The organism is Duganella sp. Dugasp78, from assembly GCF_059491455.1.
In genome coordinates this window covers 1,826,741-1,842,347 of the sequence record NZ_CP168506.1, presented here as the reverse complement: position 1 = coordinate 1,842,347, position 15,607 = coordinate 1,826,741, and the positions used below count along the sequence as shown (strand labels likewise).

The window sequence follows — 15,607 nt, the reverse complement described above, 5'->3', positions numbered from 1 at the left end:
GTCATTTTATGGCTCTGGAGATTATGCCATTGCAGCCATAAGATGGTGTTTTAAAAGGAGCCGCCATGCACGAAAAACTGAAGGACGTGGAGACGACGGAGCAGCTGCGCGCCTGCTATCCGGTGATGAAGGAACTGCGGCCGCACCTGACGACCGAAGACGATTTCGTCACGCGCGTGACGCGTATGAACGAGCAGGGCTACCGCATCCTGGCCGCGTGGGAGGATGGCGAAGTGGTGGCGCTGGCAGGCTATCGGCTGGAGGAGAATCTGGTGTACGGCCGCTTCCTGTATGTCGACGACTTGGTGGCCGGCGAGAAGACGCGCGGCCAGGGCTGGGGTGCGCGGTTGCTGGAGCGGTTGACGGTGTATGCTGATGAGGCGAGGTGCGCCAAGCTGGTGCTCGACACCGGGCTGGCGAATGCGCGCGCGCAGCGCTTCTACTTCCGCGAGGGCCTGATGACGGGCGCGATGCGCTTCGGTAAATTCCTGAAGGCGGAGGCGGCATGAAGATCCTGCACATTACATGCAGCCCGCGTGGGGAGCAATCGGTGAGCTATCGCCTGTCCCAGCGTGTGATGGACCGCCTGCTGTCGCAGCATCCCGCCGCGCAAATCCTCACGCGCGATTTGTGGGCCGAGCCGCTGCCGCATCTCGACGCCGAGTACGCGGGCGCATTGGGCGGCACGCGGGATGGCGCGCGGGCGGCCAACGGGCGCGCCATGTCCTCGCTGGCGCTGTCGGAGCGCCTGATCGCCGAACTGCGCGACACCGATTGCGTGATCATCGCCACGCCGATGCACAACTTCACGGTGCCGTCGGCGCTGAAGGCCTGGCTGGACCACGTGGTGCGCATCGGCGTCACCTTCAACGCCACGCCGGAGGGCAAGGTCGGCATGCTGGCCGATCGTCCGGTGTACATCGCCGTCAGCTCCGGCGGCCACCGCACCGGCGAACGTGCGCGTCAGCCCGACTTCCTCGAACCCTATCTGCGCGCGATCCTGCCGACGATAGGCCTGAAGAACCTGAGCTTCTTCTCCGTCGAGTCCACCGTGGCCGGCCCGGAAGCGACAACGGCCGCATTCGCGGCCGTCGAGCGGGAACTGAACGACTGCGTCGCTTAGATCCGGCGCACCACCACGCAGCCGATCGAGTAGCCGGCGCCGAACGAGCAGATCACGCCCAGCTGGCCGGGTGCCATGTCGTCCGAGTGCTTGTGGAAGGCGATCACCGAACCGGCCGACGAGGTGTTGGCGTAGGTGTCCAGGATCACCGGCGCTTCGCCCGGCTCGGCGTCGCGGCCCAGCACCATGCGGCTGATCAGCAGGTTCATGTTCAGGTTGGCCTGGTGCAGCCAGTAGCGGCTCACCTGCGGCACTTCCAGTCCGGCGCCGGCGATGGTGGTCTTGATCATCTCGGCGGCCATCGGGCACACGTCCTTGAACACCTTGCGGCCCTGCTGGCGGAACAGCTTGTCCGGCTGGCCGATGCCCGACTCGTCGAAGCGGTTCAGGAAGCCGAAGTTGTTGCGGATGTTGTTGGAGAAGCTGGTCTTCAGTTTGGTCTCGACGATTTCCCAGCGGTGCGTACCCTTGGCCGTGTCGGCCGCCTCGATCACCATCGCCGTGCAGGCGTCGCCGAAGATGAAGTGGCTGTCGCGGTCGCGCCAGTTCAGGTGGCCGCTGGTGATTTCAGGATTGAGCACCAGCACCGCGCGCGCCTGGCCGCTCTGCACCGCCGCCACCGCCTGCTGGATGCCGAAGGTGGCCGACGAGCAGGCCACGTTCATGTCGAAGCCGTAGCCCTCGATGCCCAGCGCGTCCTGCACCTCCACCGCCATCGCCGGATAGCCGCGCTGCATATTGGAGCAGGCCACCAGCACCATGTCGATATCGGCCGGCGCGCGGCCGGCGCGGTCCAGCGCCTGGCGCGCCGCGGCGACGCAGATTTCCGCCTGCAGCGACAGTTCCTCGTCCGCGCGTTCCGGGATGCGCGACACCATGCGCTGCGGGTCCAGGATGCCGGTCTTTTCCATCACAAAGCGCGATTTGATGCCGGACGCCTTTTCAATGAAGGCCACGCTGGACATCTCCAGCGCCGTGACGGAGCCGTCGGCGATGGCGGCGGCGTTGTCGGCGTTGAACTGTTCGGCGTAGGCGTTGAAGCATTCCACCAGCTCCTCGTTGGAAATCGATTGGGCTGGCGTAAAGAGACCGGTACCGCTGATGACCGCTTGTTTCATGTTTAAACTTTCAAATTAGGCAATGGCTTGCGCCAATAATGAGGCAAATTCTACACAATGACTGCATGATCGGAGAAAAAGCCGCAAAAATAAAAGCGGCGCCCTGAGGCGCCGCTGAGTTCGCTACAACAAACGGCGGGGTCAAGTCTGACATTCGGACACGGGCTCTACCATAACGCAGGTTAAGGCAGAGCCCGTGTCCGAATGTCAGACTTGACCCCGGGGTTGATTATTTCTTGGCCAAATCCTTCTTCACGCCCACGTCGGCCTGCACCACCGTGGTCTCCGGCTTGGACAGCTGCATCGGCAAGCCTTTCAGGTGGTTGAGCGCCTGCGCCAGCTGGAAGTCGTCGGCGCTGCCGTATTCCAGCGGCTTGCGCTTCTTCTCCAGCGCCACGATGCGCAGCTGCTCTTCCAGCTCGTCGCGCTTGCTCTTGGCGATTTCCTGGTCGCGGTCGTTGGTCAGGTGCTTGTCGAGGTCGGCTTCGCGGGTGCGCAGCGCGTTCAGGCCGTCGCCGTCGGCGTTTTCATCCACCGCCAGGTCCGGCACGATGCCCTTGGCCTGGATCGAGCGGCCGTTCGGCGTGTAGTAGCGCGCCGTGGTCAGCTTGACGGCGGTGTCGGCGGTCAGCTGGCGGATGGTCTGCACCGAGCCCTTGCCGAAGGTCTGGGTGCCGATGATGTCGGCCCGCTTGTAGTCCTGCAGCGCGCCAGCGACGATTTCCGAGGCCGAGGCCGATCCGGTGTTGACCAGCACCGCCATCGGCACCTGCTTGATGGCGGCCGGCAGCTTGGCCAGCGCGTCGCTGTCGTTGCGCAGCGCGTAGTATTCGGGACGGCCGTAGAAGATCTGCTTGGAGTCCGGCAGCTGGCCGTTGGTCGAGACGATGGCCGCATCCTTGGGCAGGAAGGCCGCCGCCACGCCGATCGCGCCCTGCAGCACGCCGCCCGGATCGTTGCGCAGGTCCAGCACCAGGCCCTTGATGTTCGGGTCCTGTTTATACAGTTCGACAATCTTGGCGGCCAGGTCGTCGACGGTCGGCTCCTGGAACTGCGAGATGCGCAGCCATGCATAGCCGGGCTCGACGATCTTGCCCTTGACGCTCTTCTGGTGGATCTCTTCGCGCGTGATGTTGAACACCAGCGGCTCGGCCTCGCCCTTGCGCAGGATGGTCATGCTGACCTTGGTGTGCGGCTCGCCGCGCATCTTCTTGACCGACTCGTCCAGGCTCAGGCCCTTGACCGGCGTGCTGTCCAGGCGCGAGATCAGGTCGCCCGCCTTGATGCCGGCGCGCCAGGCCGGCGAGTCCTCGATCGGTGCGACGATCTTGATGTAGCCGTCCTCGCTCTGGCCGATCTCGATGCCCAGGCCGACGAACTTGCCCTGCGAGCCTTCGCGCAGTTCGGCGTAGGCTTTCTTGTCCAGGTAGGCGGAATGCGGGTCCAGCGAGGCGACCATGCCGGAGATGGCTTCGGTCAGCAGCTTCTTGTCCTCGACTTTTTCAACGTAGTCGGACTTGATCAGGCCGAAGACGTCGGCCAGCTGGCGCAGCTCTTCCAGCGGCAGCGGCGGGTCCACCGGCTTTTGTGCCATGGCGGAAAATTGCAGGGACACAGCGATGCCGGCGATGACGCCCAAACCGACCAGTCCGGAATTCTTTAGTTTCTTGCCCATGTTTCACCTATCGAAGCTGTTGCCGACAGCCGTCGCCGGCGAGCCCTCCCGCCGCAACGTGCTTGAGTTGAGTATAAACCTGATTCCTGGCAAACGTAGTAGCCACGACGAAATCATTTATACCTTTACGAGAATTTACAACGCTGGCCGTTGACTTTTGAAGTACGCCAGAGCCCGCTTGGCGTAAGGTTAAGTTTGCTGTTTTGTACGCAGTGTATCCCCCACGTTCACGACCGTAAGCAAATGTAAGAAGTCCTGTAACGGCGGGGGGCGCGACCTAAACTGAACTCGTATTTCTCTCTACCCTGAAGTGGTTTTTGCCTGCGCCCCAAGCGCAGGCTTTTTTTTATCGACGGAGCCCCCATGCGTACTCGTTTTTATTCCACCTTGCAGCGCGCGACTGTCGCGCTGGCCTTGAGCGCTGCCTTGCTGCCGGCCTTCGCGCTGCCGGTCATGGAAATGCGCGCCGAAGACATGCTGCCGATGGCGGCCGAGTTGAAAAAATCGCTGAACCTGAACGCCAACCAGCAGGTGCTGTGGCAGCAGACTGAAAACAAGACCCGCAACCTGCTGCGCGAGCGCCAGGCGCGCCGCGAACGCCTGCAGGCGGCCACGCTGGAAGGCACCAAGGGCGCCAATGTCGAGCTGCGCGACCTGGCCAAGGCGGTGGACGAGGAAACCACCGCCAGCGCGCTGGAGGAAAAGCTGCTGCGCGAATGGTGGCTGACCGTCAACGATGCCTTGAATGAAACCCAGCGCCAGGCCGTGGTGCAACTGGTTAGCGAGCAGCTGCAGCGGATGCCGGATTCCGGCGCCCACAACGGCGCCGCGCCGCACCGCCAGGAAGGCGGCGAGCAGCACCGTGGCGGCCGCAAGGGCGGCATGGGTGGCATGGGCGGCAGCATCGGCGGACCCGGCGGCGCCAGCATCAGCCTGCCGGGCGGTTAAGCTGCAGCACCGTCGTTCCCGCGCAGGCGGGAACCCATGCTGAGCATCCTGGCCGGCGGAGTATGGAGGGAATTCAGGCAATGCCTGGATTCCCGCTTGCGCGGGAAGTCATTCCCCCAGTGGGGGGAATGACGACAGTCGCACGGGTGTGTATCGTAAAGTAAAAATCGGCCTCCGGCCCTGTTGGCAGGCGGGGCTGCCGGTAGAATGTGCAGCCTATGAGCAAACTGATCTCCCTCGCCTGCCTGGCCCTGTTGGGCGCCTCCGACGTCTATGCACAAACCGATACCGCGCCCGCCAAGCCGGCGCTGGGAGCCGACGGCAAGCCCGTGCCCCAGGTCAACATCAGCGGCGGCCGTGCCAGCGACATGGACGAACGCCGCAATTCGGTGGCCGGCAAGCAGGTCTACGGCCGCGAAGAGCTGGACCGTAACGGCGACAGCAACCTCGGCGACATCCTCAAGCGCCTGCCGGGCGTGACCATCGGCGGCCGCCCCGGCCGCGGCGGCGATGTGCGCATGCGCGGCATGGGCAACGGCTACACGCAGGTGCTGCTGAACGGCGAGCGGCCGCCGGCCGGCTTCTCGATGGAATCGCTGTCGCCCGACCAGGTCGAGCGCATCGAAGTGATGCGCGGCCCGGTCGCCGAGCACAGCACGCGCGCCATCGCCGGCACCATCAACATCATCCTGCGCGACGGCTACCAGCAAAAGGACAAGCAGCTCAAGTTCACCGACAGCATCGAGCAGGGCCGCCACGCGCCCAATGTCTCGCTGACGGTGCCGGGCAAGGTGGGCGGCCTGACCTGGCTGCTGACCGGTTCGGTCTTCGAGAACCGCCAGCACGACCAGACCGAAACCTACAACCGCGACACCCGCGAAGACGGCGTGGTGCTCAAGGACCAGAACGTCCTCGACCAGACCAAACGCACTTCGCGCGGCATCCACCTGACGCCGCGCCTGTCCTACAAGTTCGACAGCGGCGACACGCTGAACTTCCAGCCCTTCCTGATGGTCAACCGCAGCGACGGCAACTCGCGCAGCGACCTGACGCAGAACTTCGGCCTGGTGCCGCCGGCCCTGCAGCAGCCGCCCGAATACAACCTGGCGCTGACCGGCACCCACGCGGAATCGACCTTCCTGCGCGGCTTCGGCAACTGGGTGCACAAGCTGCAGGGCGCGTCCAAGCTGGACGTCAAGTTCGGCTTCGGCAGCGGCCACAGCGACAGCGATTCGCTGCGCTATCAATACGACAACGCCGGCAAGCTGCTGCAGCGCTACACCGACGACGCCACCGTGCGCGACCGCAGCGCCAGCAGCGGCGGCAAGTACACCACGCCGATCGGCAAGGAGCACTCGCTGGCGGCCGGCTGGGATGTCGAGCTGGGCCATCGCGTCGAGACCAAGACCTCGCTGGACAAGAACGGCGTATCGCAGTTCGGCGATTCCGGCGACAACCTGACCGCCGACACGCGCCGCCTGGCCGTGTTCGCGCAGGACGAGTGGGACATCAGCAAGCAGTGGTCCGGCTACGCCGGCCTGCGCTGGGAAGGCATCCGCACCACCAGCACGCGCGCCGGCCAGGACATCAGCAACACCAGCAGCGTGCTGAGCCCGCTGTTGCACGGCGTCTACCGCATCCCCGGGCACGACAAGGACCAGATCCGCGCCAGCCTGACCAAGAGCTACAAGGCCGCCAACATCCAGGACCTGATCGCCTTGCCGTCGCTGTCGCGCCTGAACAGCGCCACCCGGCCCGACCGCACCGGCAACCCCGACCTCAAGCCCGAGCTGGCGACCGGCCTGGACTTCGCCTACGAGCACTACCTGGGCCGCAGCGGCATCATCACCGCCGGCGGCTTCGTGCGCGACATCAAGGACCTGATCCGCCGCGAGCTGACCCTGCAGAACACGCCGACCGGCCCGCGCTGGGTGTCGACGCCGGCCAACATCGGCCACGCGCGCACCAAGGGCATCGAACTGGAAGCCAAGCTGCAGTTGCAGGAGCTGATCCCGGACGGCCCGGCGCTCGACTTCCGTTCCAACTACAGCCGCTTCTGGTCCAGCGTGGACGACATCCCCGGCCCCAACAACCGGCTCGACGCGCAACCGAAGCAGACCGCCAACGTCGGCCTGGACTACCGCCTGAAGCCGGTGCCGCTGACCCTGGGCGCCAGCCTGAACTGGACGCCGGCAACCATCATCCAGAGCAGCGTGGAGCAGGTGGTGACCACCAGCCGCAAGCGCTCGTTCGACGCCTACGGGCTGTGGAAGTTCAACGCGCGCAATCAAGTCCGCATTTCTGCAAATAATTTAATGGCGGAAGACGCGCTCGGTAGTAATATCGTGACCACCAATGGCCTGGCACAACTGGCCAACACGACCAACCAGACTTACGTAGTCTGGAGCGTCAAATACGAGATGAAATTCTGACCAAGAAGGAAATGCAGTGAAACGATATTTGCTGAGCGCGCTTACCCTGAGCCTGATGGCCGCCGTCGCCGGCGCCGCCGACACCACCCCGGTATCCGGCATCGCCACCCAATACATCGACGCCAGCGTGCGTCCGCAGGACGATTTCTACCGCTATCTGAACGGCGAGTGGCTGAAGGCCACGCAGATCCCCGAAGACAAAGCCAGCTGGGGCACCTTCGCCAAGCTGCGCGACGACGTGCTGCCGCAGCTGCGCGCCATCATCGAAACGGCCGAGGCCGACAAGAACCGCAAGGCCGGCAGCGATGCCCAGAAAATCGGCGACCTGTACGCCAGCTTCATGGACGAGAAAAAGCTGGAGTCGCTGGGCGTCAAGCCGCTGGCGGGCGAGCTCAACCGCATCCGCGCCATCAAGGACAAGAAAGCCTTCCCGATGCTGATCGCCCACCTGGGCGAGATCGGCGTCAGCGCGCCGTACGGCATCTACGTCAGCCAGGATGCACGCGCATCGACCCGGTACGCGGTCGGCATCTCGCAAAGCGGCCTGGGCCTGCCGGACCGCGACTACTACCTGAAAAAAGACGACCCGAAGATGGCCGACACGCTGGCCAAGTACGAGGCGCACATCACCAAGATCCTCACGCTGGGCGGCGACAAGCAGGCCGCCGCCAGCGCCAAGACCATCGTCGCGCTGGAAACCGCGCTGGCCGAAGCGCAGTGGACCAAGGTCGAAAACCGCGACCCGGTCAAGCGCTACAACAAGACCGAGATCGCCAGGCTGTCCGAACTGGCGCCGGCCTATGACTGGCAGCACGCGCTGGCCGCGGCCGGCGTGGCCAACAAGGTCGACTACGTGATCGTCAACCAGCCCAGCTACCTGACCGGCTTCAACGCCGTGCTGGAAAAGACCGACCTGGCGACCTGGAAATCCTACTTCGAATGGCAGCTGCTGCGCCGCGCCTCGCCCTACCTGTCGAAGGACTTCGCCGACGCCGATTTCGATTTCTACAGCACCGTGCTGACCGGCGTGGCCGTCAAGCCGCCGCGCTGGAAGTCGGCGGTGGGCCTGGTCGAAGCCAGCCTGGGCGAAGTGCTGGGCAAGCTGTACGTGAGCCAGTACTTCCCGCCGGAGCGCAAGGCGCGCATGGAAGAGCTGGTCAGGAACCTGCTGGTTGCGTACAAGACCAGCATCGACACCCTTGACTGGATGAGCCCGGAGACCAAGAAGGAGGCGCAGGCCAAGCTGGCCAAGTTCACGCCCAAGATCGGCTATCCGAACAAATGGCGCGATTACTCGTCGCTGGCCATCGTCAAGAGCGACCTGCTGGGCAACGCCATGCGCGCTGCGGCGTTCAGCCACCAGCGCATGGTCAACAAGCTGGGCAAGCCGATCGACCGCGAAGAGTGGGGCATGACGCCGCAGACCATCAACGCCTACTACAACTCGACGATGAACGAGATCGTGTTCCCGGCCGCGATCCTGCAACCGCCGTTCTTTGACGCCAAGGCCGACGACGCCGTCAACTACGGCGCCATCGGCGCGGTGATCGGCCACGAAATCAGCCACGGCTTCGACGACAAGGGCAGCCAGTCCGACGGCGACGGCAACCTGCGCGACTGGTGGACCAAGGAAGACCGCGCCAACTTCAAGGCCAAGGCCGACGCGCTGACCAAACAGTACGACGGCTACAGCCCGATCAGGGGCTACAACGTCAACGGTGCGCTGACCCTGGGCGAGAACATCGCCGACAACAGCGGCGTGGCGATCGCCTACAAGGCCTACAAGCTGTCGCTGGGCGGTAAGGAAGCGCCGGTGATCGACGGCCTGACCGGCGACCAGCGCTTCTACATGGGTTTTGCCCAGGTATGGCGCAGCAAGACGCGCGACGCCCAGCAGATCGTGCTGATCAAGACCGACCCGCACTCGCCGGGCCAGTTCCGCGCCAACGGCACGATGGTCAACCAGCCGGGCTTCTACGAAGCCTTCGGCGTCAAGCCGGGCGACAAGATGTATGTTGCGCCGGAACAGCGCGTGATCATCTGGTAAGCGCTTAACCGTCGAAAAACTGCATAAAAAGGCCACCAAGTGTGGCCTTTTTGCTATCGTTACAGCGGGGGTCAAGTCTGACATTCGGACACGAGCCCAGCCCTAAGCACCTGTTACAGAAGAGGTCGTGTCCGAATGTCAGACTTGACCCCACCTTTGGAGAAAGATTTGAAAGCACAACTGTTAAGCGCGCTGATGCTGGCGCTGCTGGCTTCGGCCGGTGTCCAGGCACAACAAAAAATCTCGGGCGTGGATGTGGGCGAGCTCAACGCCGCGGTGCGCCCGCAGGACGATTTCTTTCTCAACCTGAACGGCAAGTGGCTGGCCAAGACCGCCATCCCGGCCGACAAGTCGAGCTGGGGCTCGTTTGAAAAGCTGGACGACGACACCAAGCCGCAGCTGCGCGCCATCATCGAGGCGGCCGCCGCCGATCCGAACAAGACTCCCGGCTCGGACGCCCAGCGCATCGGCGATTTCTTCGCCAGCTATATGGACGAGGCCAAGCTGGAGCAATTGGGTCTGAGCCCGCTGCGCGCCGAACTGGACCGCGTGGCCGCGCTCAAGGACAAGAAGGACATCCCGGCCCTGATCGCGCATTTCAACCGCTACGGCGTGACCGCGCCCTACGGCTTCGCCATCCACCAGGACAACAAGGATTCGACCAAGTACGTGGCCGACCTCGGCCAGGACGGCCTGAGCCTGCCGGACCGCGACTACTACCTGAAAAAGTCGGACAAGAAGATGGCCGACACGCTGGCCAAGTACCAGCAGCACGTCACTAAAATGCTGACCCTGGCCGGCAACGCCAACCCGGCCGCGGACGCCAAGGCCATCGTCGCGCTGGAAACCGAGCTGGCGAAAATCCAGTGGACCAAGGTCGAGCTGCGCGATCCGGTCAAGGCCTACAACAAGGTGCCGCTGGCCGACCTGTCCAAGCTGGCGCCAGGCTACGACTGGACCACCTGGCTCAACGATACCGGCATCGCCGGCAAGGTCGACTACGTCATCGTCAGCCAGCCCAGCTTCATCAGCGGCTTCAACAAGGTGTTGAACAAGACCCCGCTGGCGACCTGGCAGGCGTGGTTCCGCTGGCAGGTGATCCACGCCAGCGCGCCGTATCTGTCGAAACAATTCGCGCTGGAGAACTTCGCCTTCTACGGCACCGTGCTGAGCGACACCAAGGAGCAGGAGCCGCGCTGGAAGCGCGCGGTCAACGCCACCGATGGCGCGCTGGGCGAGAGCCTGGGCAAGCTGTACGTCGAGCAGCACTTCCCGGCAGAGCGCAAGGCCCGCATGGAGGCACTGGTGGCGAACCTGCTGGCGGCCTTCAAGCAAAGCATCAACACGCTGGACTGGATGGGCCCGGCGACCAAGGAGCAGGCGCAGGCCAAGCTGGCCAAGTTCATGGTCAAGATCGGCTATCCGAACAAGTGGCGCGACTATTCGTCGCTGGTGGTGGTCAAGGATGACCTGGTGGGCAATGTCCAGCGTTCGCGCCAGTTCGACTACAACAAGGAGGTGAACAAGCTCGGCAAGCCTATCGACCGCGACGAGTGGGGCATGACGCCGCAGACCATCAACGCCTATTACAACCCGGAGCTGAACGAGATCGTGTTCCCGGCCGCCATCCTGCAACCGCCGTTCTTCAACGCCGACGCCGATGACGCGGTCAACTACGGCGCCATCGGTGCGGTGATCGGCCACGAGATCAGCCACGGCTTCGACGACCAGGGCGCCCAGTACGACGGCGACGGCAACCTGCGCGACTGGTGGACCAAGGCCGACCACAAGAACTTCGCGGCCAAGAGCAAGATGCTGGTCAAGCAATACGACGCCTTCAGCCCGGTCAAGGGCTACCACGTCAACGGCGAGCTGACCCTGGGCGAGAACATTGCCGACAATTCCGGCGCGGCGATCGCGCTCAAGGCTTACCAGATTTCGCTGAACGGCCAGCCGTCGCCGGTGATCGACGGCCTGAGCGGCGAGCAGCGCTTCTACATGGGCTTTGGCCAGGTGTGGCGCAGCAAGATCCGCGACGCCCAGCAAATCGTTTACCTTAAATCCGACCCGCACTCGCCGGACCAGTTCCGCGCCAACGGCACGGTGCGCAACCAGCCGGGTTTTTACAACGCTTTTGGCGTCAAACCGGGCGATAAAATGTATCTGGCGCCAAAAGACCGCGTCATCATGTGGTAAGCCTTTGTGCGAAAGCGGCCCTGTGATATAAAGCGCAACAGGGCCAAACATCTGGATTGGCCTTTATTAATTCAAGAGGATATTTTCGTGAAACGTCATCTCATAAGTGCATTGACCCTGAGCCTGATCGCAGGCCTGGTGGGCGCAGCCGACAACACCACAAGTGTAGCTCCGGCCAGCGCCCAAGTAGCAAACGCCAAGCTGGCTTCCGGCATTGCGGTGGAGTACATCGATCCAGCGGTACGCGCGCAGGACGACCTGTTCACCCACATGAACGGCAAATGGCTGGCCACGACCGAAATCCCGGCCGACAAGGCGAGCTGGGGCAGCTTCGCCAAGCTGCGCGACGACATCCAGCCGCAACTGCGCGCCATCATCGAAGGCGCGGCCGCCAACAAGGCCGGCGGACCTGAAGCCCAGCGCATCGGCGACTTCTACGCCAGCTTCATGGACGAGGCCAAGCTGGAACAACTGGGCCTGACCCCGCTGAACGCGGAACTGGCGAAGATCGCCGCCGTGAGCGACAAGAAGCAGCTGCCGGCGCTGATCGCGCACCTGAACAAAATCGGCGTGACCGCGCCGTACGGTTATGGCATCCATCAGGACAACAAGGATTCGACCAAGTATGTGGTCGATATCGGCCAGGATGGCCTGGGCCTGCCGGACCGCGATTACTACCTGAAAGCGGACGACAAGAAGATGGCCGATGCGCTGGCCAAGTACGAACTGCACGTCGGCAAAATGCTGACCATGGCAGGCGACGCGCACGGCGCCGTCACCGCGCACGCCATCGTGGAATTCGAAAAAGAACTGGCCAAGATCCAGTGGACCAAAGTCGAGCTGCGCGATCCGGTCAAGGCCTATAACAAGGTCGACATCGCCAAGCTGGGCAAGCTCGCGCCAGGCTACGACTGGAACGCCTACCTGACCGACGCCGGCGTGACCGGCAAGGTCAAGTATGTGATCGTCGGCCAGCCTAGCTACCTGAAGGGCATGACCGCGCTGCTGGCCAAGACCCCGCTGGACACGCTGAAGTCCTACTTCCGCTGGCAGCTGCTGCACTCCGGTGCGCCTTACCTGAGCAAGGCCTACGACGATGAAAACTTCGCCTTCTACGGCACCGTGCTGAGCGGCGTGACCGAGCAGCGTCCACGCTGGAAGCGCGGCGTTTCCGTGACCGAAGGCGCGCTGGGCGAAGCCGTCGGCAAGATCTACGTCGAGCAGAACTTCCCGGCCGAGCGCAAGGCGCGCATGCAGGCGCTGGTGAACAATCTGCTGGCCGCCTACAAGGTCAGCATCGACCAGCTGGATTGGATGAGCCCGGTCACCAAGAAACAGGCGCAGGAAAAGCTGGCCAAGTTCACCACCAAGATCGCGTACCCGAACCATTGGCGCGATTACTCCAAGCTGGTCGTTGCCAAGGACGACCTGGTGGGCAACGTGCTGCGCTCGCGCGAGTTCGAGTACAACAAGGAACTGGCCAAGCTGGGCAAGCCGATCGACCGCGAAGAGTGGGGCATGACGCCGCAAACCGTCAACGCCTACTACAATCCGGAAATGAACGAGATCGTGTTCCCGGCCTCGATCCTGCAGGCACCGTTCTTCAATGCTGACGCGGACGACGCGGTCAACTACGGCGCCATCGGCGGCGTGATCGGCCACGAGATCAGCCACGGCTTCGACGACCAGGGCGCGCAGTACGACGGCGACGGCAACCTGCGTGACTGGTGGACCGCTGCGGACCACAAGAACTTCGCGGCCAAGACCAAGATGCTGGTGGAGCAGTACAACCAGTTCAGCCCTCTGCCTGGCTACCACGTCAACGGCGAGCTGACCCTGGGCGAGAACATCGCCGACAACAGCGGCATCGCGATTGCGTACAAGGCCTACAAGCTGTCGTTGGGCGGCAAGGAAGCTCCGGTGATCGACGGCCTGACCGGCGACCAGCGCTTCTACATGGGCTTTGCGCAAGTGTGGCGCCTGAAGATGCGTGAAGCGCAGCAGATCGTGCAGATCAAGACCGACCCGCACTCGCCAGGCCAGTTCCGCGCCAACGGCCCGATGCGCAACCAGCCAGGCTTCTACGACGCTTTCAACGTGAAGCCGGGCGACAAGATGTACCTGGAACCAAAAGACCGCGTGATCATGTGGTAAGCACCGCATAGACGCAAAGAAGGGCCGCAGCGATGCGGCCCTTTTTATTGCCCCCCGTCGTCACTCCCGCGAAAGCGGGAGTCCATGCTGAGCATGCGTCAACGCGGCACCAGCTCAGCATGGATTCCCGCCTGCGCGGGAACGACGCGGCGCCTGTTAAACTAGGGGCTTCGAATTACAAGAAACCGGTACCCCATGCGCTTGCGTTATTCCGCACTCCTCGTTTTGCCCCTGCTGCTGGCCGCTTGCGGCGATTCGTTTACGCCTGTCGATGTCTACATGGCGAAGACGCCGGAGTGCTCCACCTGGCAGGAAGGCTCGCGCTACGAGCTGCCACGCGGGATCAGTGTGTCGACCACGCCGCCGGTCACGCTACCGGACGGCGGCGCCGAGTTCACCTTTGTCTACCTGGTGCCGCGCGGCGAGCGGGCCATGTTCCTGAGCCGCGAGTATCACGTCACCGCGCCCAAAGGCCCGGTGCTGGCCAAGGCGGAACTGGTGAGCTTCTACCAGCGCGCCACCAACTCGCGGCCGGAGATCGTCGATGTGATCCCCAAGGTGCCGGACATGCTTGTGGCAGGCGCCACCAGCGACGATACAATCTGGCGCGTGCGCCTGCGCGTGAAGGAGAAGCTGCCGGAACGCTTCGACATGGTGCCGCCCGCCTTCGAGATCGCGTTGACCAAGTACCCGATGCGCACCTTCACCTACCGCTACTTCGCCGACCGCAAGGCCTTCGGCCTGTGCAGCTGATCTGCAGCCAGGCTTGGCGGATTTCCGCATAAGCGCCAGCCGGTTCATGCGGTTTTCCGCCTGAATCGCTGCGCGCCAGTTCTACCATCCCTTATAAATCAATGACTTGAACCGCAGCCCGTGCTTGGCACGGAAGCTGCAATGTCTCCGGTAACTACAACCACAAAGGAGACACGCATGTCCAAGTTCCGTCTGTTATCGCTGGCCTTCGCGCTGGCCGCCGCTTCGGGCGCGCAAGCGCAGGAAGTGGTCCGCCTCGGCAACCTCAAGTTCGCCCACTACGGCGCCGTCTCGTACATCAAGGAAATCGCGCCCAAGTGCGGCATCAAGGTGGAAGAGCACGTCTTCGCCAAGGGCCCGGATGTGATGCAAGCCATCCTGGCTGGCGAGCTCGACGTCGGCGCCACCGCTTCCGAGGCCGCCATCTCCGGCCGCGCCAACGGCGCCCCGATCTACGTCGTGGCCGGCTTCGCCAAGGGCGGCGCACGGCTGGTCGCCCGTCCCGACAGCAACATCAAGTCGATCAAGGATTTGAAGGGCAAGAAAGTCGGCGTCACGCGCGGCGGCATCCACGAGGTGCTGCTGATCGCCGAACTGGCCCAGGCCGGCCTGACCGCCTCCGACCAGCCGGGCAAGGATGTGCAACTGGTGTTCCTGGCCTTCGCCGACCTGAACCAGGCGCTGATGGGCAAGAACCTCGACGCCATCATGCAAAGCGAGCCGCAGTCCTCGCAGGCCATCAACAAAGGCTACGGCGTGGAAGTGATGAAGCCCTACGACACGCCGATCGGCGCGCCAGTGCGCACCATGGTGATGAGCGAGAAGTTCTACAAGGAACACCGCGCCACCGCCGCCAAGTTCATGACCTGCTTTGTGCAAGCCACCAAGCTGTTCATCGACAACAAGCCGGTCGCCGAGAAATACGTGCGCGAAGTGATCTTCAAGAACCAGATCACCAAGGAAGATTTCGACGACGCCATCAGCAACTCGCCATACAGCTACGACGTCACGCCCGAACACATCCAGATCACTACCGACGTGATGGCCAAGCACGGCACCGGCAAGATGCGCGCCGCGCCCGTCGCCAAGGACTGGGTCAAGACCGACCTGCTGGAAGCGGCCAAGAAAAGCCTCAGCATTCAATAACCACGGAGACACATC

At 63.5% G+C, this 15,607-nt stretch carries 11 protein-coding genes; 9 read left to right on the top strand and 2 right to left on the bottom strand.

Translation table 11 applies throughout. The features are described 5' to 3' along the window. Positions 1-65 precede the first annotated feature (65 nt). On the top strand, positions 66-509 hold the full coding sequence (locus ACEN9O_RS08205; RefSeq protein WP_495617085.1) for a GNAT family N-acetyltransferase: 444 nt from the start codon (positions 66-68) through the stop codon (positions 507-509). Further along, positions 506-1,123, top strand: a complete 618-nt coding sequence (locus ACEN9O_RS08200; protein ID WP_495617084.1) for an FMN-dependent NADH-azoreductase — start codon at positions 506-508, stop codon at positions 1,121-1,123. Before ACEN9O_RS08205 ends, ACEN9O_RS08200 begins: the two co-directional genes overlap by 4 nt. Here ACEN9O_RS08200 and ACEN9O_RS08195 read toward each other — a convergent pair. Further along, positions 1,120-2,241 (bottom strand): beta-ketoacyl-ACP synthase III, encoded by a 1,122-nt coding sequence (locus tag ACEN9O_RS08195; RefSeq protein ID WP_495617083.1) that lies wholly within the window; start codon positions 2,239-2,241, stop codon positions 1,120-1,122. The two genes, ACEN9O_RS08200 and ACEN9O_RS08195, sit on opposite strands and share 4 nt — an antisense overlap. 229 nt (positions 2,242-2,470) lie before the next feature. Then, positions 2,471-3,916, bottom strand: coding sequence for a S41 family peptidase (locus ACEN9O_RS08190; protein ID WP_495617082.1), 1,446 nt, complete (start codon positions 3,914-3,916; stop codon positions 2,471-2,473). 363 nt (positions 3,917-4,279) lie between these two features. Here ACEN9O_RS08190 and ACEN9O_RS08185 point away from each other — a divergent pair, with 363 nt between their 5' ends. The 7 genes from ACEN9O_RS08185 (at position 4,280) to ACEN9O_RS08155 (ending at position 15,592) form a co-directional block, all read left to right on the top strand. Further along, the gene (locus ACEN9O_RS08185; protein ID WP_495617081.1) at positions 4,280-4,864 is read left to right on the top strand and encodes a hypothetical protein; all 585 of its coding nucleotides are present in this window, start codon (positions 4,280-4,282) and stop codon (positions 4,862-4,864) included. Positions 4,865-5,082: 218 nt separating this feature from the next. Then, entirely contained in the window at positions 5,083-7,296 is a 2,214-nt protein-coding gene (locus ACEN9O_RS08180) for a TonB-dependent receptor plug domain-containing protein (RefSeq protein WP_495617080.1), read from the top strand. 55 nt (positions 7,297-7,351) lie between these two features. After that, positions 7,352-9,343 (top strand): M13 family metallopeptidase, encoded by a 1,992-nt coding sequence (locus ACEN9O_RS08175; protein WP_495618441.1) that lies wholly within the window; start codon positions 7,352-7,354, stop codon positions 9,341-9,343. A gap of 195 nt (positions 9,344-9,538) precedes the next feature. After that, the gene (locus ACEN9O_RS08170; protein ID WP_495618440.1) at positions 9,539-11,539 is read left to right on the top strand and encodes a M13 family metallopeptidase; all 2,001 of its coding nucleotides are present in this window, start codon (positions 9,539-9,541) and stop codon (positions 11,537-11,539) included. Positions 11,540-11,626: 87 nt separating this feature from the next. Further along, a complete protein-coding gene (locus tag ACEN9O_RS08165) occupies positions 11,627-13,693 on the top strand; it encodes a M13 family metallopeptidase (RefSeq protein ID WP_495617079.1) in 2,067 nt (688 codons plus the stop codon). A 195-nt stretch (positions 13,694-13,888) separates the two neighbouring features. Further along, complete coding sequence (locus tag ACEN9O_RS08160) at positions 13,889-14,446, top strand: hypothetical protein (protein ID WP_495617078.1); 558 nt, start codon at positions 13,889-13,891, stop codon at positions 14,444-14,446. Between the two features lie 177 nt (positions 14,447-14,623). Continuing rightward, positions 14,624-15,592 carry an ABC transporter substrate-binding protein gene (locus tag ACEN9O_RS08155; RefSeq protein ID WP_495617077.1) on the top strand — a complete coding sequence of 323 codons (969 nt, stop codon included), beginning with the start codon at positions 14,624-14,626 and terminating at the stop codon, positions 15,590-15,592. Positions 15,593-15,607: the final 15 nt, after the last annotated feature.

Coding starts and splice junctions, on each gene's coding strand:
- ACEN9O_RS08205 (WP_495617085.1), top strand. CDS start 66: ATGCACGAAAAACTGAAGGACGTGGAGACGACGGAGCAGCTGCGCGCC.
- ACEN9O_RS08200 (WP_495617084.1), top strand. CDS start 506: ATGAAGATCCTGCACATTACATGCAGCCCGCGTGGGGAGCAATCGGTG.
- ACEN9O_RS08195 (WP_495617083.1), bottom strand. CDS start 2,241: ATGAAACAAGCGGTCATCAGCGGTACCGGTCTCTTTACGCCAGCCCAA.
- ACEN9O_RS08190 (WP_495617082.1), bottom strand. CDS start 3,916: ATGGGCAAGAAACTAAAGAATTCCGGACTGGTCGGTTTGGGCGTCATC.
- ACEN9O_RS08185 (WP_495617081.1), top strand. CDS start 4,280: ATGCGTACTCGTTTTTATTCCACCTTGCAGCGCGCGACTGTCGCGCTG.
- ACEN9O_RS08180 (WP_495617080.1), top strand. CDS start 5,083: ATGAGCAAACTGATCTCCCTCGCCTGCCTGGCCCTGTTGGGCGCCTCC.
- ACEN9O_RS08175 (WP_495618441.1), top strand. CDS start 7,352: ATGGCCGCCGTCGCCGGCGCCGCCGACACCACCCCGGTATCCGGCATC.
- ACEN9O_RS08170 (WP_495618440.1), top strand. CDS start 9,539: ATGCTGGCGCTGCTGGCTTCGGCCGGTGTCCAGGCACAACAAAAAATC.
- ACEN9O_RS08160 (WP_495617078.1), top strand. CDS start 13,889: ATGCGCTTGCGTTATTCCGCACTCCTCGTTTTGCCCCTGCTGCTGGCC.
- ACEN9O_RS08155 (WP_495617077.1), top strand. CDS start 14,624: ATGTCCAAGTTCCGTCTGTTATCGCTGGCCTTCGCGCTGGCCGCCGCT.